General features: G+C 71.6%; 18 protein-coding genes and 1 pseudogene. 9 read left to right on the top strand and 10 right to left on the bottom strand.

The window, feature by feature from the left end; translation table 11 throughout:
- The first annotated feature begins 164 nt into the window (after positions 1-164).
- Both NAEX_RS21545 and NAEX_RS21540 read left to right on the top strand, forming a co-directional pair.
- Entirely contained in the window at positions 165-1,514 is a 1,350-nt protein-coding gene (locus tag NAEX_RS21545) for an MFS transporter (RefSeq protein ID WP_096329361.1), read from the top strand.
- A gap of 6 nt (positions 1,515-1,520) precedes the next feature.
- Complete coding sequence (locus NAEX_RS21540) at positions 1,521-3,029, top strand: SLC13 family permease (RefSeq protein ID WP_096329360.1); 1,509 nt, start codon at positions 1,521-1,523, stop codon at positions 3,027-3,029.
- Here the strand turns inward: NAEX_RS21540 and NAEX_RS21535 are convergent.
- The 5 genes from NAEX_RS21535 to NAEX_RS21515 all read right to left on the bottom strand — a co-directional run bounded on the left by NAEX_RS21535 (position 2,969) and on the right by NAEX_RS21515 (position 10,297).
- Positions 2,969-4,207 (bottom strand): sensor histidine kinase, encoded by a 1,239-nt coding sequence (locus NAEX_RS21535; protein ID WP_096329359.1) that lies wholly within the window; start codon positions 4,205-4,207, stop codon positions 2,969-2,971. The two genes, NAEX_RS21540 and NAEX_RS21535, sit on opposite strands and share 61 nt — an antisense overlap.
- A 2-nt stretch (positions 4,208-4,209) precedes the next feature.
- Positions 4,210-4,761 (bottom strand): heme NO-binding domain-containing protein, encoded by a 552-nt coding sequence (locus NAEX_RS21530; protein WP_096329358.1) that lies wholly within the window; start codon positions 4,759-4,761, stop codon positions 4,210-4,212.
- Between the two features lie 111 nt (positions 4,762-4,872).
- Positions 4,873-7,464, bottom strand: coding sequence for a DEAD/DEAH box helicase (locus NAEX_RS21525; protein WP_275937556.1), 2,592 nt, complete (start codon positions 7,462-7,464; stop codon positions 4,873-4,875).
- Positions 7,461-9,245, bottom strand: a complete 1,785-nt coding sequence (locus NAEX_RS21520; protein ID WP_245913773.1) for a dipeptidyl-peptidase 3 family protein — start codon at positions 9,243-9,245, stop codon at positions 7,461-7,463. Before NAEX_RS21520 ends, NAEX_RS21525 begins: the two co-directional genes overlap by 4 nt.
- 14 nt (positions 9,246-9,259) lie before the next feature.
- Positions 9,260-10,297, bottom strand: coding sequence for an alpha/beta hydrolase (locus NAEX_RS21515; RefSeq protein ID WP_096333687.1), 1,038 nt, complete (start codon positions 10,295-10,297; stop codon positions 9,260-9,262).
- 615 nt (positions 10,298-10,912) lie between these two features.
- On the opposite strand from NAEX_RS21515, the pseudogene NAEX_RS54600 reads away from it, so the two are divergent.
- The 7 genes and pseudogenes from NAEX_RS54600 to NAEX_RS21480 all read left to right on the top strand — a co-directional run.
- Positions 10,913-11,377 (top strand): annotated as a pseudogene (locus tag NAEX_RS54600) (DUF4215 domain-containing protein); the annotation flags it as partial.
- A gap of 76 nt (positions 11,378-11,453) precedes the next feature.
- The gene (locus NAEX_RS53020) at positions 11,454-12,194 is read left to right on the top strand and encodes a DUF1554 domain-containing protein (protein ID WP_143140213.1); all 741 of its coding nucleotides are present in this window, start codon (positions 11,454-11,456) and stop codon (positions 12,192-12,194) included.
- Between the two features lie 398 nt (positions 12,195-12,592).
- The gene (locus tag NAEX_RS21500) at positions 12,593-13,075 is read left to right on the top strand and encodes an acyl-CoA thioesterase (protein WP_096329357.1); all 483 of its coding nucleotides are present in this window, start codon (positions 12,593-12,595) and stop codon (positions 13,073-13,075) included.
- 1 nt (position 13,076) lies between these two features.
- A complete protein-coding gene (glpX, locus tag NAEX_RS21495; RefSeq protein WP_096329356.1) occupies positions 13,077-14,039 on the top strand; it encodes a class II fructose-bisphosphatase in 963 nt (320 codons plus the stop codon).
- A 5-nt stretch (positions 14,040-14,044) separates the two neighbouring features.
- Positions 14,045-14,986, top strand: coding sequence for a fibrinogen-like YCDxxxxGGGW domain-containing protein (locus tag NAEX_RS21490; RefSeq protein ID WP_096329355.1), 942 nt, complete (start codon positions 14,045-14,047; stop codon positions 14,984-14,986).
- A 7-nt stretch (positions 14,987-14,993) separates the two neighbouring features.
- Positions 14,994-16,076, top strand: coding sequence for a class I SAM-dependent methyltransferase (locus tag NAEX_RS21485; RefSeq protein ID WP_096329354.1), 1,083 nt, complete (start codon positions 14,994-14,996; stop codon positions 16,074-16,076).
- Positions 16,077-16,118: 42 nt separating this feature from the next.
- Positions 16,119-17,264, top strand: a complete 1,146-nt coding sequence (locus NAEX_RS21480; RefSeq protein ID WP_096329353.1) for an OmpA family protein — start codon at positions 16,119-16,121, stop codon at positions 17,262-17,264.
- A 221-nt stretch (positions 17,265-17,485) separates the two neighbouring features.
- On the opposite strand, the gene NAEX_RS21475 is transcribed toward NAEX_RS21480, so the two are convergent.
- The 5 genes from NAEX_RS21475 to NAEX_RS21455 form a co-directional block, all read right to left on the bottom strand.
- Positions 17,486-18,043, bottom strand: a complete 558-nt coding sequence (locus NAEX_RS21475; RefSeq protein WP_096329352.1) for a GNAT family N-acetyltransferase — start codon at positions 18,041-18,043, stop codon at positions 17,486-17,488.
- Positions 18,040-19,095 carry a hypothetical protein gene (locus NAEX_RS21470; RefSeq protein ID WP_143140212.1) on the bottom strand — a complete coding sequence of 352 codons (1,056 nt, stop codon included), beginning with the start codon at positions 19,093-19,095 and terminating at the stop codon, positions 18,040-18,042. Before NAEX_RS21470 ends, NAEX_RS21475 begins: the two co-directional genes overlap by 4 nt.
- Before the next feature lie 464 nt (positions 19,096-19,559).
- Complete coding sequence (locus tag NAEX_RS21465; protein ID WP_096329350.1) at positions 19,560-19,940, bottom strand: hypothetical protein; 381 nt, start codon at positions 19,938-19,940, stop codon at positions 19,560-19,562.
- Positions 19,941-20,417: 477 nt separating this feature from the next.
- Positions 20,418-20,957 (bottom strand): GNAT family N-acetyltransferase, encoded by a 540-nt coding sequence (locus NAEX_RS21460; protein ID WP_096329349.1) that lies wholly within the window; start codon positions 20,955-20,957, stop codon positions 20,418-20,420.
- A gap of 42 nt (positions 20,958-20,999) precedes the next feature.
- Positions 21,000-21,998 carry a restriction endonuclease gene (locus NAEX_RS21455; RefSeq protein ID WP_143140211.1) on the bottom strand — a complete coding sequence of 333 codons (999 nt, stop codon included), beginning with the start codon at positions 21,996-21,998 and terminating at the stop codon, positions 21,000-21,002.
- Between the last annotated feature and the right edge of the window lie 87 nt (positions 21,999-22,085).

The following is a 22,085-nucleotide window of genomic DNA, read 5'->3' as shown; positions in this document are numbered from 1 at the left end:
CGCCGCGTCGCTGAGCCGGCCCGTGCGGGGGCCCGGGGCGGAGCAGTCGCGCTGTCACCGCTGCGGCTCGCGCCGGCTCGACCTCCACCACTGCTTCGCCGGCCTGCGCGCCGCCCGGAAAACTTGGCCGCCGGCGTGCCTGCCGGTATGACCGGGCGAACCGCTTGAGCACCGCCGCTGCAACGCCCGACCCGTCCTCGGGGCCCTCCGGGCCGGAGCAGCCGCCGACGCGGCGGGCCGGCACGGTCGCCTGGACGGCCTCGACCTACTTCGGCGAGGGCCTGCCGTGGTCGATCCTCCACCAGGTCGCCGCCGAGTTCTTCACCGCCGCCGGCCTGCCCGCGCGCGAGGTCGGCTTCACCTCGGCGCTGCACTTCACCTCGAGCCTCAAGTTCGTGTGGAGCCCGATCGTCGATTTGATCGGGACCCTGCGGCAGTGGATCGTCGCCACCCAGTTCGGCCTCGGCGTGCTGATGGCGGTGCTCGCGGTGCTCGCCCACAACATGGCCTCGGGGGCAGGTTCCGGCACGGCCGTGATCTGGCTGGTGCTGATCGCCATCGGCCTGTTCAGCGCCACCCACGACATCGCCTGCGACGGCTATTACATGACGGCGCTCGGCCGCCCCGACCAGGCCCGCTACACCGGCATCCGCGTGGCTGCCTTCCGCGTGGCGATGATGGTAGGGTCCTCGGGCCTCGTGTTCCTCGGCGGGCGCGTCCACTGGCTGGCCGGCTTCGGCCTCGGCGCCCTGCTCATGGTCGGGCTCGCCGTGGCCCACCGCGTGTGGCTGCCGCGGATCCACGCCGCCCGCCCGGTCGTCCAGTCGAGCGGCGACGCGGCGGCCGACTGGCGGGCCCGCATCGCCCACATCCGCGGCGCCTACTTCAGCTTCCTGCTGCAGCCGCGAGCCGTGATCGTCCTGCTGTTTTTGCTCAGCTTCAAGCTCGGCGACGCGCTGATGTTCGGCATGTCGAAGGTGCTGTTCCGCGAGCTCGGCATCGGCACCGACGACCGCGGCGTGCTCAACGGCTTCGGCACCGCCGCCAGCATCGCCGGCGCCATGCTCGGTGGTTTGTGGGTCGCGCGCGTCGGCCTTCAGCGGGCGCTCATGCCGATCGCCCTGATCATGGCCGGCGGCATCCCGCTCTACTTGTGGCTCGCCGCCCCGCGCCTGCCCGCCGACATCATGCTCGGCTTCGGCGCCCCGCTGAGCCTCGCGCACACGCTGTCGCCGCCGCTGTGGCAGGTCGGCACCATCCTCGTCATCGAGCAGCTGTGCGGCGGCCTCGCCACCGCGGCCCAGACGATCTTCATCATGAGCCGCTGCCACCCCGACCACAAGGCGGCCCACTTCGCGTTCGCGACCGCCATCTATTCGCTCGCGCAGACCATCTCGGGCACCTACAGCGGCTTTTTGTACGAGGCCCACGGACCGCTGGTGTACTTCTCGATCGCCGCCGTCGCCTGCGTCCCCTGTGTGGTCCTGATCCCGTTCCTCCGCCAAAATAGTTGAAGCCGCATGGACCGCGTCGCTCGCAGCGCCTTCGACGTCGCCCGTCAGCGGGTCGGCCGCGTGCTCGCGCCGCTGGTCTTCTTCGTCCTGCTCGTCACCCCGACCGGCCTGCCCGCGCCGGCGCACCGCCTGGCGGCGATCTTCGCCGCCACCGTGGTCTTGTGGATCAGCGAGGCGGTGCCGCTCGGGGCCGCGGCGCTGGTCGCCCCGGCGCTGGCGGTGGCGATGGACGTCACCCCCGCGGCCAGGGCGTTCGCGCCGTTCGCCAGCCCGCTGATCTTCCTGTTCCTCGGCGGCTTCATGCTCGCGCTCGGCCTCAGCGAGCAGGGGCTCGACCGCCGGGCCGCGCTGTGGCTGCTCGCGCGCGACTGGGTCCGCGGCTCGCCCGCGCGGGCGCGCACGGCCGTCGGCCTCGGCGCGTTCGCCTGCTCGATGTGGATCTCCAACACCGCCACCACGGCGATGTTGATCCCGGTCGCCCTCGGCCTGTGCACGGCGATCCGCGGCGTCGCCTGTCCCGAAGACCAGCCGGAGTTCGACCGCTACGCCGAGGGCATGCTGCTGACCCTGACCTACGCCTGCTCGATCGGCGGCATCGCCACCCCGATCGGCACCGCGCCCAACGTCATCGCCCTCGACTTCCTCGAGCGGCAGGTCGGCGTCCAGCTCGACTTCTTCCAGTGGATCAGCTTCGGCCTGCCGACCGGACTCGTGACCCTGGCGATCGCCCTCGTCTACGCCCACCGCCGCTTCCCCGCCCCGGTCGCGCGGCTCGACCGCCTCACCGTCGAGGTCCGCGACCAATTGCACAGGCTCGGGCCGATGTCGGCGGGCGAGCGGCGGGCCGCCGGCGTGTTCCTGCTCGCGGTCCTCGGCTGGCTGCTCCCGTCGATCTTCAAGGTCACGCTCGGCGCCGCCCACCCGGTCGCGCAGTGGGCCGACCGCGGCCTGCAGGAGGGCGTCGTCGCCATCCTCGCCGGCGTGCTGCTGTGCGTGATCCCCGGCGGGCGGCGGCCGGGCGTCCCGGTGCTGCCGTGGGAGCGGGCGATGCAGCTCGACTGGTCGACGCTCTACCTGCTCGGCGGCGGCTTCTCGCTCGGGGCGATGATGTTCGACACCGGCCTCGCCGAGGCGCTCGCGCGCGGCTTCCTCGCCGTCGCCGGGCCGCTCGCCGCCTCGCCGTTCGGCCTGCTCGCCACCAGCACCTTCCTCGTGCTGTGGCTGACCGAGGTCACCAGCAACGTCTCGACCACCAGCATGATGGTCCCGGTGCTGATCGCCATCGCCCAGGCGGCCGGCGTCGACCCGGTGCCGACCACCCTGTGCATCACGATGGCCGCCAGCTTCGCCTTCACCCTGCCGGTCTCGACCCCGCCGAACGCGATCGCCTACGGCACCGGTCTCATCCGGATCCAGTCGATGGTCCGCTTCGGCGTCGTCCTCGACCTGCTCGGCTACCTGGTGCTCATCGCGTGCGGGGCGCTCTTGCTGCCGGCCCTCGGCCTCGGGCCCTGATTGCGGCCGAGCGGCACGCGGACGATGAAGCGCGAGCCCATCTCGTACTCGCTCTCGACGCTGATCGTCCCGCCCATCGCCTCGACGAAGCCGCGGGCCAGCGCCAGGCCCAGGCCCGAGCCGCCGAAGCGCTTCCGCAGCGAGCTGTCGGCCTGGTAGAACGCCTCGAACACGCGGCTCTGCTGCTCGGCGCGGATGCCGATGCCGGTGTCGTGGACCACGAACTCGACCAGGCCGTCGTCCTTGAGCTGCACCGCCAGCCCGACCTCGCCGAGCTCCGTGAACTTGCAGGCGTTGCCGAGCAGGTTGAGCAGCACCTGGCGCACCCGCTCCTGGTCGCCGAACAGCGCCGCGTCCTGGTCTTCGGGCCAGACGAGCGCCACGCCGCGGCGCAGCTGCGGCAGCACCGTCCCCTTCACCGTGCGCAGCAGGGTCGCCAGCGAGAACACGTCCTCGCGCAGCTCGACCCGCTGGGCCTCGATGCGCGACAGGTCGAGCACGTCGGCGACCAGCCGCAGGAGCTGCTGCCCGGCGAGCTGGATCCGCTGCAGGTCGTCGCGCATCTCCTCCGGCGTCGCCTCGCCGAGCTCGTCGAGCATCAGCTCGCTGTAGCCGAAGATCGCGTTGAGCGGCGTGCGCAGCTCGAGGCTCAGGTTGGCGATGAACGAGCTCTTGGCCGCCGTCAGGTGCTCCGCCAATTGCTCGGCCGCCTGCAGCTGCTGCGCCTGCCGCCGCAGCTTGTCGGCCAGGATGTTGGCGTCCTGGATCGCCGTCTGCATCGTCTTCATGACGACCAGCATCTCGGTGGTCGGGTCGTGCAGCGCGAAGTCCCGCAGCATCAGCCCCGAAGCCGCGACCTGCCCGAGCTCGGTCAGCCACGGCGTGCCGACGAACAGCGCCCCGCCGTCGACCTCGACGATCTCCCCGCGCAGGCGCAGGTCGAGGTCGCGCACCTGCAGCAGCACCACCGAGTCCTTGCGGGCCAGCAGCGCCTTCAGCGACAGCTCCTCCAGCACCGGCCGGTCGATCACGAACCACTCGTCGAACGGCCGGCCCGACACGTCGGCCGCCATCAGGCGCCGCAGCGACCGCCCGAGCTCGAGGATCTGCATCTCCTCGTCGAGGTGGATCGAGAACGGGAACAGCCGCTCACATTGCTCGCGAAAAAGCAGCAGCATGGTCAGGCCGCCGGTTGGAGTTCGAGGCGGAACAGGTCGAAGCCGCCGCGCTCGCGGCCGTGGACGTGCTCGACGGCGATGTCCTCGGCGAACGTGCGCGCCAGGCCCTTGAGCAGGCCGACCACCATCGGCGCCAGCCCTTCGCGGCTCGAGTGATACTCGAGCTCGAGCGCCTGCGGCCCGGCTTCGCGGACCACGAAGCTGGGCGGCCGCATCCGCGCGAACGTCAGGCCGACGCGCGCGTGCATGTTGTCGAGGTTGGCCACGAACTCGCGCAGCGTCGCGCCGAACATCGGCAAGAGCTCGCCGTAGCCGTGGCGCGCGGTGAAGAGGATCCAGTGCTCGCCGACCGCCTCGAGCACCGCGGCCGCCGGCGCGCCGAGCACCTCGCTGGCGGCGGCGACGAGCTTGTACGTGACCTCGTCGGGGTACGACTCCATCGACACGAAGCCGGGCGTCTGCACCCCGGCGCGCGCCTGGATCTGCGCCCACGTCGGCTCACCGTAGTGCGCACACACCAGATCTTCGACCGCCTTGTTGACGAGACCGTACATCCTGTCGCCTCCGCGGACGCACCGGCGCCCCGCTCGAGTGTCGGCGAAGAACGGGGCCCGGGGCAACGCGGGGACGGACGGGGTGAGTCGGAGCGAATGTCGCGCCGAGTCTCACACCCCGATCGCCCGGATCGTCACCAGCGGACCCTCGGGGAAGCCGTCGCCGCGCAGGTCGACCTCGCCCTCGATGTGCCACAAGTTGTCCTCTTCGGGGTCGACCAGCACCTGCGTGACCCGCCAGCGCTGGTCGGCGACCGCCTCGATGCGGGTGTACTTGGGGAACCGCGCCCCGTGGTCGAAGCGCAGCGTCGGGTACTCGGCGTAGTACTCGGCCATCGCCTGGGCGAAGCGCTCGGGGGTCCACGGGTCCTCGGGGTCTGCACGCGTGCCGACCGCCGCGTCCTCCCAGTCGCGCTCGGCGAGCGCGCGGACCAGCGCGTGCATCTCCGCGCGGACGCGCGCCGCGAACGCCTTGGGATCGGCCGACAGATCGCGCGGCCCGACGGGCGCGGCTTCGCCCTCCGGCACCGGCGGGTGCAGCATGCGCTCCCACTCCTGCAAGAGGCTGGTGTCGACGTGCTCGAACATCGCCCGCAGGTAGCCGATCACGTCGTGGACCTCGTCGGTCTTGGCGGCGTCGGGCACCGTCTGCACGAGGAGCTTGTAGGCCTGCATCAAGTAGCGCAGCAGCACGCCCTCGCTGCGCTGCAGCCCGTACTCCTTGACGTAGTCGTTGAACGCGACGTAGCGCTCGACCATGTCGCGCACCACCGACTTCGGGCGGATGTTCTCCTGCCCGACCCACGGGTGCAGCGCCGAGAACTCGTTGAAGGTGTCGTAGATGAAGTCGGCCAGCGGCTTGGGGTACGAGACCTTCTCGAGCTCGGCCATCCGCTCCTCGTACTCGACGCCCGCCGCCTTGAGCTCGGCGATCTTCTCCGAGCGCGCGCGGTGCTCCTGCGCCTGCAGCACCACCTGCGGGTTCTCGAGCAGCGACTCGACCAGCGACACCACGTCGAACGCGTAGGTCGGCGAGTCCTGCGGCACGCGGCCGATCGCGTCGAGCAGGTACAGCGACAGCGTGTGGTGGAGCGAGAAGTCCTTCTGCAGGTGCTCGTCGAGCCGGACCGCGCGGCCGCCCCCGCCCTCCTTGCGCGCGTCGAGCGGCACCAGCTTGACGATGCCCGCCTTGCGCAGCGCCCGGAACAGCGTCGCCGCCTCGCGCCGGTGGCGGGTCTTGGCCCGCGCCTCGTCGTGCGCCGCCGCGATCAGCTCGACCAGCCGGCGGTAGCCGCCGCCCCACGCGTTGATGTTGGCCGGCGACTGGATCAGGCTCAAGATCATCCCGAACGACACGACGAACCGCGACTGCAGCGGCTCCGGGTCGCGCTCGATCAGCTTCTCGAACGTCGACCTGTCCCAGGGGACATACCCCTTCTCGGGCGGCTGCCGGCGCACGAACTTCTTCTTCTTCGGGTCGGCCGCCGCCTTGGCCTCGAGCTTCTTGTTCTCGATCACGTGCTCGGGCGCCTGACACACCACGTAGCCGTGGTCGTCGAAGCCCTTGCGCCCGGCTCGCCCGGCGATCTGCTTGAAGTCGCGGGCCCCGAGGATCCGCGTCTGCTCGCCGTCGTACTTGCACAGCTTGGTGAACAGGACCGTGCGGATCGGGATGTTGACCCCGACCCCGAGCGTGTCGGTGCCGCAGATCACCCGCAGCTTGCCCTGCTGCGCCAGCTTCTCGACCAGCAGGCGGTACTTCGGCAGCAGGCCGGCGTGGTGGACCCCCACGCCGTGCTTGAGGTAGCCCTGGATCTCCTTCCCGTACGGCGTGTCGAAGCGGAACCCCGCCATCGCCTCGGCGATCGCCGCCTTCTCCTCGCGCGAGCACAGGTTCGTGCTCATCAGGTTCTGCGCCTCCTCGGCGGCCTCGCGCTGGGTGAAGCTGACGATGTAGATCGGCGCGCGCCCGCGGTCGAGCAGGTAGCCGATCGTCTCGTGCAGCGGCGTCTCGCGGTACTCGAAGTCGAGCGGCACCGGCCGGGTCGCCGAGCGGACCACCGCGACCTCCTGCTTCGTCAGCCGCCTCAGCCCGTCCTCGACGCGGGTCGTGTCGCCGAGCGTCGCCGACATCAACAGGAAGGTCGTGTACGGCAGCGCGAGCAGCGGGATCTGCCACGCCATCCCGCGGTCCCTATCGCCGTAATAATGGAACTCGTCGAGCACCGCGTCGTCGACCGGCGCCATCCGCCCGTCGCGCAGCGCCATGTTGGCGAGGATCTCCGCCGTGCAGCAGAGGATCGGCGCGTCGCGGTTGACGCTCGCGTCGCCGGTCATCATGCCGACGCGGTCGGGCCCGAACTCGCGGCACAGGGCGAAGAACTTCTCGCTGACCAGCGCCTTGATCGGGCTCGTGTACACGCTGCGGCGCCGGCGAGCCACCGCCGCCAGGTGCATCGCCGTCGCCACCAGCGACTTGCCCGAGCCGGTCGGCGTGTTGAGCACCACGTGCTTGCCGGCGAGGATCTCGAGGATCGCCTCCTCCTGCGCCGGGTACAGCTCGAGCCCGGTCTCCGTGACCCAATCGAGGAAGCACTCGAGGATCGCGTCCGACGAGGTGCTCTTGTCGGGCTGCTCGATCAGCCTGGCCGCGAACTCCCGCAGCGTGCGCGGGCCGGCGACGATGTTGTCGACCGCGGTCACTGCGGCAAGATCTCGCCGGCGAGCGGGTAAGAGGGGCGGATGTCGACCGGGATGTCGCCCAGGCGATCGAGCGCGGCCTGGAGGAGCGGCGTGATCTTGCCGTGCTCCTCGAGCAGCTTGTCGGCCGCGGCCTTGTCGCCGCTGTGCTGGATCAGGCAGATGTCGCGCACGAGGTCGGAGATCGCCGTCTCGAGCTTGGCGAGGTCGACCTTGAACTTGCCGCTCGCGCTCTCGGGCATCACCGCGCCGGCCGCGAGGAAGCGGTTGAGCTGCAGCGCCGCCCCGCGCCCGTGCGCCTCGGCGACCCCGAAGCGGGCGCTGCGGAACAGCCCGGCGAAGTACGACAGCAGCACCTTGTCCTTCAGCTCGGCCGGCAGCTCGCCCTTCTCGATCATGTAGAGCACGTTGTACGCGCCCATCACGTCGGCCTTGGCCTCCTCGAGCGGCGAGTAGCTGGCCTCGAGCGCGACCCGGACGTCGACCTTCTCGGCCTTCTTGCCGTCCTTGCCCTTCGCGTCGCCGCCGACGAACGCCGGCCCGAGGCTGTGCGACAGCTCGTGGAACAGCACCTGCAGGAAGAACGCCTCGCCCGACAGCGACGCGACGTGGCCTTCGTGCAGCACCTCGTTACCGATCGGGCGCATGATCGCCTCGAACTTGGTCTGGATCAGGTTGCGCAGCAGCACCTTCTTGGCGCCCTTCTCGGCGCGGACCCGCTCGTCGTTGGGCAGGTTGAACGCGATCGTCTGCACCGACTTGCGCGCGTCGCCGGCGGAGAACACCAGGTCGACCACGCGGATCGGGCTCTCGCTGCCGCGCTTCGTCTTGACCTCGTCGGGGATCGGCAGGTGCTGCTCCATCTCCGGCAGGTACTTCTTGTACTTGGCCAGCTCGGCCGAGGCCTTGGGGTCGCTGACGGTGACGAACGCCTCGAAGCTGGCCTTGAGGCCGAGCAGCTCGTCCTCGTAGGTCTCGTAGGGCCCGATGGTGATCTCGACCAGGCTGTCGAGGTCCATCCAGTCCTTGTCGGACTGGTAGTAGTCGTCGGTGCGGAACGCCTGCGCGCGCGAGCGCAGGAACTTCGTCAGCGACTTGTTCTTCGTCAGCTTGGCCGCGTCCTCGAGCGCCTTCGCGGCGGGGCCGAGCCACTCGCCGTACTCGGCGCTGTAGGGCCGCGCCTCGAGCTTGTCGCCGACGCGGGCGATCACCGTGGTCAGGCTCTCGAACGCCGCCTTGTCCTCCGGGTGGTCGGCGACCCACTTTTTAAAGGCCTCGGCGCTGAGGTCCTCGGGGTAGAAGCCGGCGCCCGGGGGGTGGGGCAGCGTGGTCGCGAACGGGGCGTAGTGCGCCTGCCGGTCCCACGGCCCGCGCATGATCGTGAAGTAGTCGAGCTTGATCACGCCGAGCTCGCTGGTGTCCTTCTCGAGCTCCGCCCGCAGCGCCGGGTTGCCGGCCCACGCCTGGCGGTCGAAGATCGGGTCCATCAGCCGCGCCGCCTCGATGAGCTTGTCGAGCGCCGCCTTCTCGGACGGCGGCAGCGCCGACACGTCGGTCGTCAGCGGCGACGTCACGAACTGATCGATCTTCGCGCGCAGCAGCTCCGCCTGCGTCGGCGCCTTCGCCTCCGGCCGCTTCGGCGCCGGCTCCGCTGGCTCGGCGGCCTCGTCCGCGTCCTCGACCGCCTTCGCCGGCGCCGCCGGCTTGCCGCCCTTGCTCACGTCGGGGTTCTGGCACGCGGCGAGCGCGAGCGCCACGAAGATGGTCGAGCGGACAGGCGGCATGGGCCCGCAGGATACTACCCGGGGCCCGCCCCGTCGAGCGCGCGCCACAGGTAGGGCAGCGACACGTCGAGGCGGTAGCTGGTGTTCGAGTGGTCGTCGGGGAACTCCTCGTACACGTGCGGGATGCCGTGCGCCGCCAGCCGCCGCACCAGCGCGCGCGCGCCGAAGTGCGCGAGGAATTGATCGCGCGAGCCGGCGTCGATGAACAGCCCGTGCAGCCGGCGCAGGTTGGCCTGCACCTCCGGCGCCTCGACCATGCGCAGCGGGTCCCAGCGCAGCCAGCGGCCCCACGCCTCGGCGTCGAGCTCGCACGTGTGCGGGTCGACCGGCAGGCGCACGCCCATGAACGCCGACGGGTCGGGGTCGTAGGTCGCCGCCATCGCCAGCAGCATCAGCGGCAGGTGATCGCCGCCGCCCCACTTCGGCGCGGCCGCGAACGCCTTCAAAAACCCCTCGACCCCGCCGTGGCGCTGCAGCGCCGTCAGCAGCTTGGGGAAATCTGGCCGATAGACCAGGTCGAAGTTGCAGTCGCCGGCGTGACAGCCGATCGCGCCCCACACGTCGGCGCGGCGCATCCCGTGGACCAGCGCCCCGTAGCCGCCGCTCGAGTGGCCGAACAGCGCCCGCCCCGCGCGCCCCGGCTTGACGCGGAACTCGCGCTCGAGCCGCGCCGGCAGGTCCTCGGCGAGGAAGTCCTCCCATCGCCCGAGCGCGCTCGAGTTGATGTACTGATTGCCGCCCAGCGCGGTGAAGCAGTCGGGGAACACGCCGATCACCGGCCCCATCGTCCCGCTGGCGATCAGCCGATCGAGCCGCTGCGGCATCGACTCGCCGAACCCGGTCCACCCGAGCCGCTTGAGCCCCGAGCTGCTGTAGCCCGCGAGGTCGACGAAGATCGGATAACGCTCGTTGCCGCGGTCGTAACCCTCGGGCAGGTACACCGCGACCGCCCGCGACGACGGATCGCCGACCACGTTGGCCGCCAGCGCGGGCGAATCAATTTCAAGAGTGATGGTGGTGCCGCGCGGCTGGGCGTAGTTGTGGATCGGCATGTCGGCGCGCCGGAGCATACACCGCGCGGCGGCGACCGTCGACCTGGCGAGCGGCGTTCGCCGGTAGTCACGGCCGCGCCGCGCGTATCCTGTCCTCGGGGACATAAGCCGTTGGCCATGACGCTCTCGATCGACGGGCGCTCATCGAGCGCGGCGACGGGGCACGTCGGCGGGTGGGTCGGGGTGTCGAGCACCTCGTCCGTCGTGTGCCGGAGGCCCGGGCGGTCGCGTCGATGCACGGCGCAGCTTCGCCTCGGCCGCGTCGAACTCTCCATGCGACAGGTACGTCCGGCCCGAGGTCGCGAGCCCGCCGGCGATCCTCGACTCTTCGGCGAGATCTGTCATTGCGGCTGTTCGCGGGACGACGACAGGATCGCTCTGGGTTGATTCGCGCGAGCGGCCGCAGCGCGGCGGTCGAACGGGCGGGGTGGGCCCGCGAGCCCGGCGCGACGGTTCGCAGAGGTGCGCTCTGCTGCCGGATTCGCGGCTGTTGCTCGCGTCGCTCGGGGCCGGCCTGAAGAGCGGCCGCGCGCCTGGAATGTGTGTCGCGGTCTCATCGTGAGCCCTGCGCGGCGCGGTCATGCCCGAACTGGCGTGACCGCCAGGACCGGGGCAATGCGGCATCCTCGTCGCCGACACCTTCTTGTCCTGATTCGACTGTCGCGCTGCGCCGGGTGTCCGCGGCCGACATGGGTTCACGTCGTAGCGACGAGAGATCGGCACATGTACAACAGCAAGATCCACCCATCCTTTCGCGCCTCGCATTGCCTCCTCGCAGCCGCCCTGGCGGCGTCCGCCTGTGATTCGAGCGTCGAGATCACGGTCAACATCCACACCTCGGCGGGGGTGTGCGGTGACGGCGTGCTCGGCATCGGCGAAGAGTGCGACGACGGCAACCTCGTCAACGAGGACGCGTGCACCGACGTGTGCAAGCTGGCGAACTGCGGCGACGGCTTCGTCGGCCCGGGCGAGGCGTGCGACGACGGCAACCTCGTCAACGAGGACACGTGCACCAACGCGTGCGTGCCGGCGAGCTGCGGCGACGGCTTCGTCCAGCCCGGCGAGCAATGCGACCTCGGCGACCTCAACGCCGACGACGGCGCGTGCACCCTGGGCTGCCTGTTCCCGGCGGGCGAGTGCGGCGACGGGTCGGTCGATGCCGGCGAAAACGTGCGACGACGGCAACGACAGCAACACCGACGCCTGCACCAACCTCTGCGAGCTCGCGGAGTGCGGCGACGGCTTCGTGCACGCGGGCGTGGAGGCGTGCGACGACGGCAACGGCAGCAACACCGACGCCTGCACCAACCTCTGCGAGCTCGCGGAGTGCGGCGACGGCTTCGTACAGGCCGGCGAGCAGTGCGACGACGGCAACACCGCCGACGGCGATCTCTGCAACGCCAACTGCACCCGGCCGAAGCGCGTGTTCGTGACCAGCATCTCCTGGAACGGCAACCTCGGCGGGATCGCCGGCGCGAAGTCGAAGTGCCAGGCGCGCGCGGCGACGGGCAACCTCGGCGGGACGTGGGACGCGTGGATCAGCACCGGTACCAACAACCCCGCCGGCCGCTTCGTCAAGTCGACGACCCGCTACGCGCGCCTCGACGGCGTCGAGATCGCGCAGACCTGGGCCGACCTCACCGACGGCACGCTCGACGCGCCCATCAACGTCAACGAGTTCGGCGACATGTCCCCCCAGGCCGACGTCTGGACCGGCACGGCCGATGACGGCACCTCGCTCTCCGAGCACTGCAACGGCTGGACCACCTCCAGCGGCCTCGGCGTGTTGGGCATCGAAGGCCGCAACAACGCCGTCGACTTCAACTGGACCGCCCGGTCGTTGATCAATGCGTCGAACTGCTCGACGCTGCAGCGGCTCTATTGTTTCGAGCAGTAGGACCCGGACTTCGACGACCACTCGGTCGCGCCTGCGAGTCTCCGGGACTCGCGGGCTTCGACCTGCGAATCGGAGAGGCGGGTGGAGCCGTTCCAGGCCACGTGACAGCGACCCGGTGTCGGCGGTCGCGGCTCTCCGCCCGTCATCGGCGAGCAGGACGTCGTCTGCTTCGCGGTGGGTCCGGGGCGGCGCTCGCTGCCGCAGCGCGCCGCCCCTCCCGCCACGCACCGCGGCTCGGCCCGCTGTGCCGTCGCCCGCCGCGGAACGTCGCTTGCCGATCGCTCGCAAGACGCTCCCGCCGCTCGCTCGTCGTTTTTCCCGGGCCCTCTACGCGACCCGACTCACGTCCCGGGCGGTCCCGCTCGCACCCCGGGCGGTTTACCCTCGCGCCGCTCGTCATGGCGCGCACACCCCGGCTCACCCGTTCGCCTGCTCGAGAGCTGCGGCTCGGCGTCAAGTTGCGGGTCATCTACGCCGACACCGACCAGATGGGCGTCGTGTACCACGGCACCTACGCGCGCTACCTCGAGGCTGCGCGGGTCGAGTTCATGCGGGACGCCGGGCAGACCTACGCCGACGTCGAGGCCGCCGGGTACGCCTTGCCGCTGACCGACCTGCAGATCAGCTACCTCTCGCCCGCGCGGTACGACGACATCCTCTCCGTCATGGTCGGCGTGGTCGAGATCGGCTATGCGCGGCTGATCCTCGGCTACCACGTCCTGGTGGCCCCCGGCGATCGCAAGGGCCTGGGCCAGCCCTTGACCATCGCCTTCGCCGAGACTTGCCACTGTTGTATCGCCCGCGCCGATGGGCGGCCGGCGCGTTTTCCTGGCCCGTTGCGGGCCGCCCTCGCCAACCTGGCTCCCGAAGGAGACGACTGACATGGACCGCACCCTCGTCCTCGAGTACACCCGCGTCACCGAGGCGGCGGCGATCGCCGCCTCCACCATGATCGGCCGCGGCGACCGCAACGGCGCCGACGCGGCCGCCGTCAAGGCCATGCGCGACGCGTTCGAGCGGGTCGCGGCGCGCGGCACCATCGTCATCGGCGAGGGCGAGCGCGACGAGGCGCCGATGCTCTACATCGGCGAGAAGGTCGGCCCGTCCGACCCGACGCTGCCCGAGGTCGACATCGCCGTCGACCCGCTCGAGGGCACCAACCTGTGCGCCAACGGCTTGCCGGGCGCGATCACCGTCCTCGCCGTGACCGACCGCGGGCTCCTGCTCAACGCCCCCGACTGTTACATGATGAAGATCGCCTGCGGCCCCGAGGGTCGCGGCAAGATCTCGCTGTCGAAGTCGCCGCGCGACAACCTCTACACTCTGGCCGCCGCCAAGGGGCGCCGGCCCGACGAGCTCACCGTCGTCGTGCTCGACCGGCCGCGCCACGAGAACCTGGTCGCCGAGCTGCGTGAGGCCGGCGCCCGCATTCACCTGATCACCGACGGCGACGTCGCGCCGGTGGTCGCCACCTGCATCCCCAAGAGCGGCATCGACATGGTGTACGGCATCGGCGGCGCGCCGGAGGGCGTGCTCGGGGCCGCGGCGATCCACTGCATGGGCGGCGAGTTCGTCGGCAAGCTGGTGTTCCGCTCCGACGACGAACGCAAGCGGGCGATCGCCATGGGGCACAAAGACCCCGACCGCGTGTTCGGGGTCGACGACTTGGTCCGGGGCGACGTCATCTTCGTCGCCACCGGAGTCACCGGGGGCCCCCTGCTGAAAGGTGTGCGGCGGATCGGCGATCGCATGCACCTCCAGAGCCTGGCCATCCGCAGCAAGACTGGCACAATACGTTGGGTCGACACCTCGGTCGACGCGCACCGCTTCCTCCACGAGCACTGAGCAACATGTCCCTCAAGACCTGTCTCATCGTCACCGGCCTGGTCCTGCCCGGGCTCCTCCTCGGCTGCGGCGACCCGGCCACCCAGGGCACCGGCACCGAGACCGACGACACGACCGACACCGGCACGACCGGCGAGCCCAGCAGCGCCACCACCGAGCCGACCACCACTCAATCGGTGATGACCTCGGACACGCTGACGACCGGCGACGTCCCGGAGGGCTGCGGCGACGGCGAGAAGAACGGCGACGAGACCGACATCGACTGCGGCGGCGGCACCTGCGGCCCGTGCGACGACGACGCGGCGTGCATGGCCGACACCGACTGCAAGTCGGGCAGCTGCGACGGCGGCGCCTGCGCAGCGCTGCAACCGAGCTGCCTCGCGCTGCACGAGGCCAAGCCTGACCTGCCGAGCGGCACCTACCCGCTCGACCCCGACGGCGACGGCCAGGCCGGCGAATTCTACTGCGACATGGAGCCCGACAGCCCCGGCTGGACGCAGGTGTTCGCGCCCGGCGGCGCCGGCACCTGGGACCCGCAGGTCGAGGGCGCCTGCGGCGACCTCGGCGACATGATGGGCCCGTTCGGCATGGGCGACGTGCTCACGCTCGACACCACCGCCGCCCAGGTCCCGCACACCGAGCTGCGCGTCACCGCCGAGGCCGTCGTCATGGACTCGTGGGACGCCTTCAACAACGAGCAGCTGCTCGTCAAGCTCGACGACGTCGACATCTTCATGCACCTGTGCGACTCGGCCTCGCTGTTCTCCTGCAACCAGGAGGCGAACGCCTGCGGCGACGGCGACGTCGGCGACGGCGTGCTGGCGATCGTCACCGAGGCGGCCGCGCACGACGGCGACGCGATCGCCCTGAGCTTCACCAGCAACCTCGACGAGCCGATCGACGACGAGTCGTGGGGCCTGCGCGAGGTCGCCGTGTTCGTCAAGTAGCGCCCGCGTGACCCACTTCCTCTTCTGCGTGTGCCAGCTCGGCGCCGAGCCGGCCGTCAAATACGAGCTGGCGGCGCTGCGCCCCGAGCTCCGCTTCGCCTACAGCCGGCCGGGCCTCGTCACCTTCAAGTCGCCGACCCCGGTCGCCCCCGACGCCCCGCTGCCGGCCGTGTTCGTCCGGGCCTTCGGCGCCTCGCTCGGCCCGGCCGACAGCCCGGAGCGGGTGTTCACAATGCTCGCAGGGACATGTCCTGTGGGACAGCCCGTGCGCCTGCACGTGTGGGAGCGCGACGTCTCGCGCCCCGGCGAGGAGCCGCCCGGCTTCCGCTACGGCCCGCGCGCCGCCGAGGCCCGCGCGGCGCTCGTGGCCGCCTGGCCCGAAGGACAGCACCCGCTGCTCGCCGGCGAGGTCGCCGAGCCCGGCGACCGGGTGCTCGACGTCATCGTCGCCGAGGGCGAGCCGTGGTGGGTCGGCTACCACGTCCACGGCCCCGGCCACTCGCCGTTCCCGGGCGGGCGGATCGCCGTCGACATGCCGCCCGAGGCGCCCTCGCGGGCCTATCGCAAGCTCGAGGAGGCGCTGATCTGGTCCGGCGCCCCGGTGCGCGCCGGCGACGTGGCGGTCGAGATCGGCAGCGCCCCCGGCGGGGCCAGCTACGCGCTGCTGCGCCGCGGCGTCACCGTCTACGGCATCGACCCGGCGCTCATGGACCCGGTCGTCCTCGACTACCGCGGCCAGCCCCCGGCCGACAACCGCTTCATTCACCTGCACCGCCCGATGAGCATGGTCCAGCGGGCCGACCTCCCGTCCGCGCTGCACTGGGTGCTGATGGACGTGAACCTCGCCCCGCAGGTCGCCCTCATCACCGCCCGCCGCCTCGCCGCTCGCCCGCGGCACGCGCTTCACGGTGTTCTCCTCACTCTCAAGCTCGACGACTGGCGCGCCGTCCGGCACGTCCCGCGCCTGCTCGCCTCGATCGCCGCCATGGGCATGGAAGAGGTCAAGGCCACGCAGCTGCCGAGCAATCGCATGGAGCTGTTCGTCTGCGGCCTGACCCGCGCCGGCCGCCAGCGCCTCACCGGCCATTGAGTTCGTCGCTTCGTCGGCGCGGGTGTGGTGTATTTTCCGCGCATGCGCAGACCTGTCCGCAACCTCGTCGTCGTCCTCGCGCTCGCGGGCGTCGCCGGCTGCAAGGCCTCGGCCTCGCTGAACGTGTCCACGCCGCCGGTCGACGGCTCGGCCGACAAGCCGATCGTCCGCGCCCAGGTGACGATCGTGCGCCACGGCGACAAGCTCGACTACGAGAACGGCGAGATCGAGTTCGAGACCGGCTCGGCCGCCCTGCTCGGCGGCGGCACCGACGAGATCCTCGACCGCTACGCCGCCGTCCTCAAGCAATACCCGGACCTGAAGATCCGGGTCGAGGGGCACACCGACAGCCGCGGCAGCACCAAGTCCAACCAGGAGCTGTCCGAGCAGCGCGCCAAGTCGATCCGCAACGCGCTGATCCGCCGCGGCGTCGCCAGCGAGCGCCTCGACGCCCGCGGCTTCGGCGAGAGCCAGCCCGAGCGCGTCGAGCCGCCCGCCTGCCGCAACCGCTCCGAGGACACGGTCCCCGAGGCCAAGCTCGCCGAGTGTCAGGAGATCTGGACCGCCAACCGCCGCGCCGGCTTCATCGTCACCGAGGGCGGAGGCAGCCTGCCGGCCGACGGCGCCGTCGCCTCCGCGCCCGAGCCCGAACCTGTCCCCGAGGCCAGGCCATCCAAGCGCCCGCCCGACTGGGCCCTGCGCCTGTTCGGCGGCTACACGCTGATGTACCCGAACAACGACTTCCACGGCGGCCACTTCGGCGTCGGCGTCCACGCCTCGCAGCGCTTCGGCGCCCGCGACCGCGGCTACATCGGCGGCGGCCCGCGCCTGCACTACCGCGGCGTGCGCGGCCGCCAGCACGGCCTCGTCCCCTACGACATCGGCACCCACTACATCGGCCCCGAGGGCAACTTCCTGATCGGCGGCGGCAACGAGCGCATCGTCGGCCTGTTCTCGCTGCGCCTCGGCCTCGGCGCCGCCATCACCCACGGCACCCTCCGCGGCGTCGACTTCGCCGGCTGGCTGCTCGGCGGCCCGATGGTGCTCGGCAAGATCAGCGAGCGCTGGAGCCTCGGCGGCCACGCCGAGTTCGGCATCGCCGGCGGCGTCGGCTCGGTCGCCTTCACCACCGAGATCGGCATCAACGCCGCCTGGCACTTCGGCCGCGGCCGCCGCAAGGGCATTTGACGATTCCATCAAGCCTTGCGAGCGGTGCGAGGCCCTGTCGCGAGGGACGCGCGATGGCCGGCGGACGGCCGGGTCGTTGCCGTCGCAAGGGACATGTACCAAGGGCATCGAACATCGCGGTCCGGCGGTCGGTTTGGCCGGCGCATGGCGAAGCGGACATGTCCCCAGAAACATCCGCATCGCGGGGGCCGACGACTGCGACCTCGCCGCGCCCGCGGCTGCTATGAATCGTCGTCCGCCGCCGTGAGCGCCCGCGCGAGATACAGCCCCGTCTCGCCGTCATCATAATAATCCGCGATCGCCCGCACGAGCACCATCCCCGCGCGGCGGTTGAGCTCCTGCGCGGCCGTGTTCGACAGCCGCACGTGCGTCGTCTGCGTGCGGTAGCCCAGCCGATACGCGATCCCGGCCATGCGCGCGCGCAGCCACGACGCGTGGCCGCGGCCCTGCTCGCCGGCCCGCGTGCACGTCTCGACCACGTAGACCCGCCGCTGCCGGCGGTTGAGCTCGACCAGCGTGTAGCTGACGATCGCGTCCTTGCGGCGCAGCCCGATCGCCAGCGCGTGTGCGCGCTCGCGATAAAACCGCAGCTTCGCCGGCGGCAGCGCCTCCTCGCCGAACGCCGTCGCGCTCATCGCCGCGATCTCCGGGATGTCCTCCGCCGTCATCACGAACGCCCGCAGCCCCGGCCCCGCGCGGCGCTGCTGCAGCTCCGCGGCCAGGCGGCGCACGATCGCCGGCGTCAGCCGCGGCGGCGCTCCTCTCTTCGCGGCGCTCACATCCGCCTCCCGACGATCCCCGCCGTCCCGGCCACCCAGCCGCGGCCGGGCACGAAACGAGGCAGCCCGGCCGCGCACTCCGGCGTGGTCTCCCCGAGCAGCAGCACCGGCTTGTACGCGTCCTCGTTGACGACCTTGCGCTTGGCGACCCCGATCGACGGCGGGTCGTCGAGCCCGGTGCGGCAGGTCGGGTCGAGCCGGCGCACCGCCGGGAACGCGTCGATGAGCCGCGCGATCGCCTTCAGGTCGATCACCACCCCGAGCCCGTCGTGACGCAGGTCGAGGTTGCGGCTGGTCGACTGCGAGGTGATGACGTCGCCGCGCACCAGGTAGCCGTTGAAGTACGCCAGGGCGTCGCGGTCATGCACCCGCATGAACAGCGCCTGAGCCGGCCGCACCGCGGCGACCGCGACCGGCCACAGGTGCTGCGCCAGCGCGTACCCGGCGTCCTCCCCCCATTGACGCGAGAGCTGCCCGGCGACCCACGTCAGCTCGGCCTCGCTCGGCGGCTCCGGCGTCAGCGCGAAGCGGAACCCCGCCGATTCGTCGAAGCGCGCCAGCAGCTCGCGCGCCGCCCGGCGCCGGTCGGCCGTCAACGACGCGAGGTACTCCGAAAAACTCCCGGCGAAGCGGGCGCGCGGGCTCGACAGCCACGCGAACGACTCGCCCGCCGCGGCCGTCGGCTCGCCGAGCCCCTCCGCCTCGAAGGTGTCGGTCATGACGAGCGAATCACCACAGTCGTCCGCCAGCGTCGCCGCGATCGCCTCCGCGGCCGCGACGATCTCCGGCCCCGCCAGCGGCACCACCGGATGCGACAGCGCCCCGACCAGCGCCCACGCCCACGCGCCGCCGTCCGCCAGCGGGTCGCGATAAAACCCCAGCCCTCTCGGCACCGCCACCACCGGCGCCTCGAGCGGACCGCCGAGCCAGCGCGCGTGCAGTTCGAGGTAGCGCGCACACACGCGCGGGTCGTGCTCCGGCGCCGCCGCCGACTCGCCGAACCGGCCGAGCCGCGTCATCCAGCCGACGTACTCCTGCAGCGACATCAACACGGCGCGGCACGTCCGGGCAGGGGCGAGCGACGAGGCGGCGAGGCGGGCACGCGCTCACGCTTCTACCACCACCCGGCCGCCCGCGACCGCCGGGGAACGCACGCGCGCAATCGCGCGTCATGCTCCAGGCCGCGTGGACTGCCCATAGGCCGGCTTCTGCGCCGTTGTCCTCGCCGCGCCCCCCGCGCGGTCGACCCTGCGCCCGGCGAGACCTCGCGCCGCCGGCCCCGCCACGTCACCGATTCACCTGTCCTTTTCGCCAGGCGGCAGCTCACGCAGCGCTCGTCGGGCCGCCCGGGGCCGGGCCTGCTCACCTGCCTCTTGGGACAGCCCTCCGACTTCATCCAGCCGGCGACACCGCCGGCCTCACGCCTGCCGTCGATCGCACGACATCGCGCGGGGACGACACCCCGTCGACCCCGCGCGAACCTCCTCTGTTGCGTCAGAGCTCGTTCTTCAGGCGGTCAGATCCCGTCGTCGTCGACGAAGCCGTACACGGCGCACTCGTCGTCGCACTGCACCGTGCAGGTCTGGTCGGTGCCGCTCAGCACGGTGAGGACATCGGTGATCTCGGTGGTGGTCACGTTGCAGCGGGAGGCGCATTCTTCGCGCGGCTGGTTCTCGTTGGCGCAGTTGAGCACGCAGACGCAATCCGGGTCGTTCTGGCACGACGAGTAGGCGCCGCAGCAGCCGGTCTTGATGCACACGTCGCAGTCGGTGTCGTCGGCGTCCACCTCGCAGACCCCCTCGAACACGTCGTCGTCGTCGTCTGCGGCCGCGCAGCCGAGCACCAGCCCCGCCGTCAGCAGGCCCGCGTGGAACCGTCGCTTGGATTGGAAGATCATCGCTCGCACTCCTGTCGTCCGCTGCGAGAGGTCCGCGGCCCGCGCGGCGTTCGCGGCTCCCTCGGGAATGCCGTGAGTCTGACGGCGACTCGAATCAGGCGCCGCCTCGCTCGAGTATTGCCATTCGGCTCAGGTCGCCGCGATCTCGTCGTGCTCGGGCCCCCGCGGCGGCGCGGCCTCGATTGTGCTCACCATCACACTATGGACATTCGACGCCGAGCGCTCCGCCGAGCCCGTTCGCGCGCCGGCGCGATCGCGTCCCCCGCCCCGCCGAAGCGGCCGCTTCGGCCCGCACGGGCCGCTGCTGCGTCGACGAGGCCTGGCCGTCCCGGCCACACCCACGATTCCTCGCGATTCATTACATCACCGCTCCTCCCCGCGGGCGAGCGGCCTTTCCCTCGATGACGCGAGCGGCGACGGTCGCCGCATTCGCGCCGCCCCGCCGGGCGACCGGCGGACCCGGGCGAGCGGCTGGATTCATCCCAGCGGCGCCTTGCGCATCGGCACGAACGTGATCGTCAGCCCGCCCTGCAGCGGGATCTCCTGCGGTGCTGCGGCCTGATAGCCGAGCGCCGCGTACAGGCGCACCCCCGGGAGGGTCGCCATCAGCTCCGCGGCGACGAAGCCGGCCGCGCGGGCCTCGTCCTCGCAGCGGCGCAGGATCGCGCGACCGAGGCCCTGGCGGGCCCAGGCCGGGTCGACGAAGAACGCGCGGATCCTCGCCGCCTCGCGGGCCGGGTCGAGGCGGTCGGCCTGGCGCCCCGGCTGGTCGTCGCCGCCGAACAGCGTGCGGCGGAAGCTCCAGCCGCCGCACGCGACGGGCCTGCCCGCGGCCTCGGCCACGAAGTACGTCGCGTCGGCGATCAGCTGCGTGTCGACCCCGTAGGCCGAGCGCAGCGCCGCCTCGATCTGCGCCGACGAGTAGTCTCCCCGCTGCAGCTGGCGCGCGGACGTGGCGATCAGCTCGCGCAGCGCGGGCGCGTCGGCGAGGGTGGCGAGGCGGAGGGTCGGGCTCATGCGCCGATCTTGCGCCAACGCGCGGCCGCTTGCACCTGCGAATCAGGCGCCGAGCCGCTTGAGCTCACCGAACTTGCCGACGCGCAGCAGCACCCCGTGCTGCGCCAGCATGTCGACGAACTTGGGCCCGTCGACCAGCTTGAGGTTCGGCTCGCCGTGCGCCGCCCCGATCGCCTGGGGTGAGAACTCCGACGTCGTCACCAGCAGCGCCTCCGCGAATTGCTGGCGGCGGTAGGCCCCGAGCAGCTCGTCGACGTAGCGGCGCCCGACCGGTCCGGCGTAGCGCTTGGCCTGCACGGCGATCCGCGCGCGGTGGCCCCACGCGTCGATGCGCGCCGCCACCACGTCGACCCCGCCGTCGAGCGGCCCGCCGCGCTGCTCGACGTCGACGTAGCCCATCGCCTTGAGCAGTTCGGCCACGATCGCCTCGAACTTGCGCGGGTCGACGCTCATCAGCCACAGCAGCGTCTGCTGCTTCACCAGCGCGTTGTGGCGGGCCACCAGCGCCTCGATCTGCGGCGCAGGATCGCCGAGCTCGAGCCCTCCCGGCGCCGCGTCCGGACCCTGCAGGTAGCGACGCCACTTGATCAGCGTCTGCGCCCGCCGCTCCGCCGTCGTCCGCGACAGCCCCGTCAGCACCTCGAGCCGGCGCGTCAACGTCGCCAGGTCGAGCGGCTCGCCGGCGAAGAACGACGCGAACGGCCGCAGCGCCCGCGCCAGCCCGACCGCCTCCGCGAACACCTGCCGCTCCTCGCGCGAGCCCTCGCTCGTGGCCAGGAGCCGCTGTCCGAGCGACGTCACCAGCACCTCGCCGCGCGCGTTGAACTCGACCACGCCGAGGATCACCGCCGCCTGGCGGTAGTACAGGAAGTGCCGCCGGTCGACGTCCAGCAGCTGGAGCAGCATGCCCGCGTGTTCGATGCCGTCGCGCACCGCCGCCACCAGCTGGCGGATGTTGCTCAGCCGATCGGCCTGCGGCACGTCGAGGGTGCGGTGCAGGCGATCGACGCGGGTCGCCTCCTGCTTGTGGAACTTCACCACGCACCGACCATCCCACGCCGCCAGCCCCTTGGGTACTGCTTTTTCGGCCAGATCGCGCGCGGGCCGGGGCTTTGCGGGGACTCGGCG

The sequence above is a fragment of the Nannocystis exedens genome (assembly GCF_002343915.1).
Lineage (GTDB): Bacteria > Myxococcota_A > Polyangia > Nannocystales > Nannocystaceae > Nannocystis > Nannocystis exedens.
Note: the sequence above shows the minus strand (reverse complement) of the source record. Positions and strands in the feature narration are given on the sequence as shown.

Coding starts and splice junctions, on each gene's coding strand:
- NAEX_RS21480 (WP_096329353.1), top strand. CDS start 16,119: ATGCGCAGACCTGTCCGCAACCTCGTCGTCGTCCTCGCGCTCGCGGGC.
- NAEX_RS21500 (WP_096329357.1), top strand. CDS start 12,593: ATGGCGCGCACACCCCGGCTCACCCGTTCGCCTGCTCGAGAGCTGCGG.
- NAEX_RS21460 (WP_096329349.1), bottom strand. CDS start 20,957: ATGAGCCCGACCCTCCGCCTCGCCACCCTCGCCGACGCGCCCGCGCTG.
- NAEX_RS21490 (WP_096329355.1), top strand. CDS start 14,045: ATGTCCCTCAAGACCTGTCTCATCGTCACCGGCCTGGTCCTGCCCGGG.
- NAEX_RS21535 (WP_096329359.1), bottom strand. CDS start 4,207: ATGCTGCTGCTTTTTCGCGAGCAATGTGAGCGGCTGTTCCCGTTCTCG.
- NAEX_RS21520 (WP_245913773.1), bottom strand. CDS start 9,245: ATGCCGCCTGTCCGCTCGACCATCTTCGTGGCGCTCGCGCTCGCCGCG.
- NAEX_RS21530 (WP_096329358.1), bottom strand. CDS start 4,761: ATGTACGGTCTCGTCAACAAGGCGGTCGAAGATCTGGTGTGTGCGCAC.
- NAEX_RS21515 (WP_096333687.1), bottom strand. CDS start 10,297: ATGCCGATCCACAACTACGCCCAGCCGCGCGGCACCACCATCACTCTT.
- NAEX_RS53020 (WP_143140213.1), top strand. CDS start 11,454: ATGCCGGCGAAAACGTGCGACGACGGCAACGACAGCAACACCGACGCC.
- glpX (WP_096329356.1), top strand. CDS start 13,077: ATGGACCGCACCCTCGTCCTCGAGTACACCCGCGTCACCGAGGCGGCG.
- NAEX_RS21540 (WP_096329360.1), top strand. CDS start 1,521: ATGGACCGCGTCGCTCGCAGCGCCTTCGACGTCGCCCGTCAGCGGGTC.
- NAEX_RS21465 (WP_096329350.1), bottom strand. CDS start 19,940: ATGATCTTCCAATCCAAGCGACGGTTCCACGCGGGCCTGCTGACGGCG.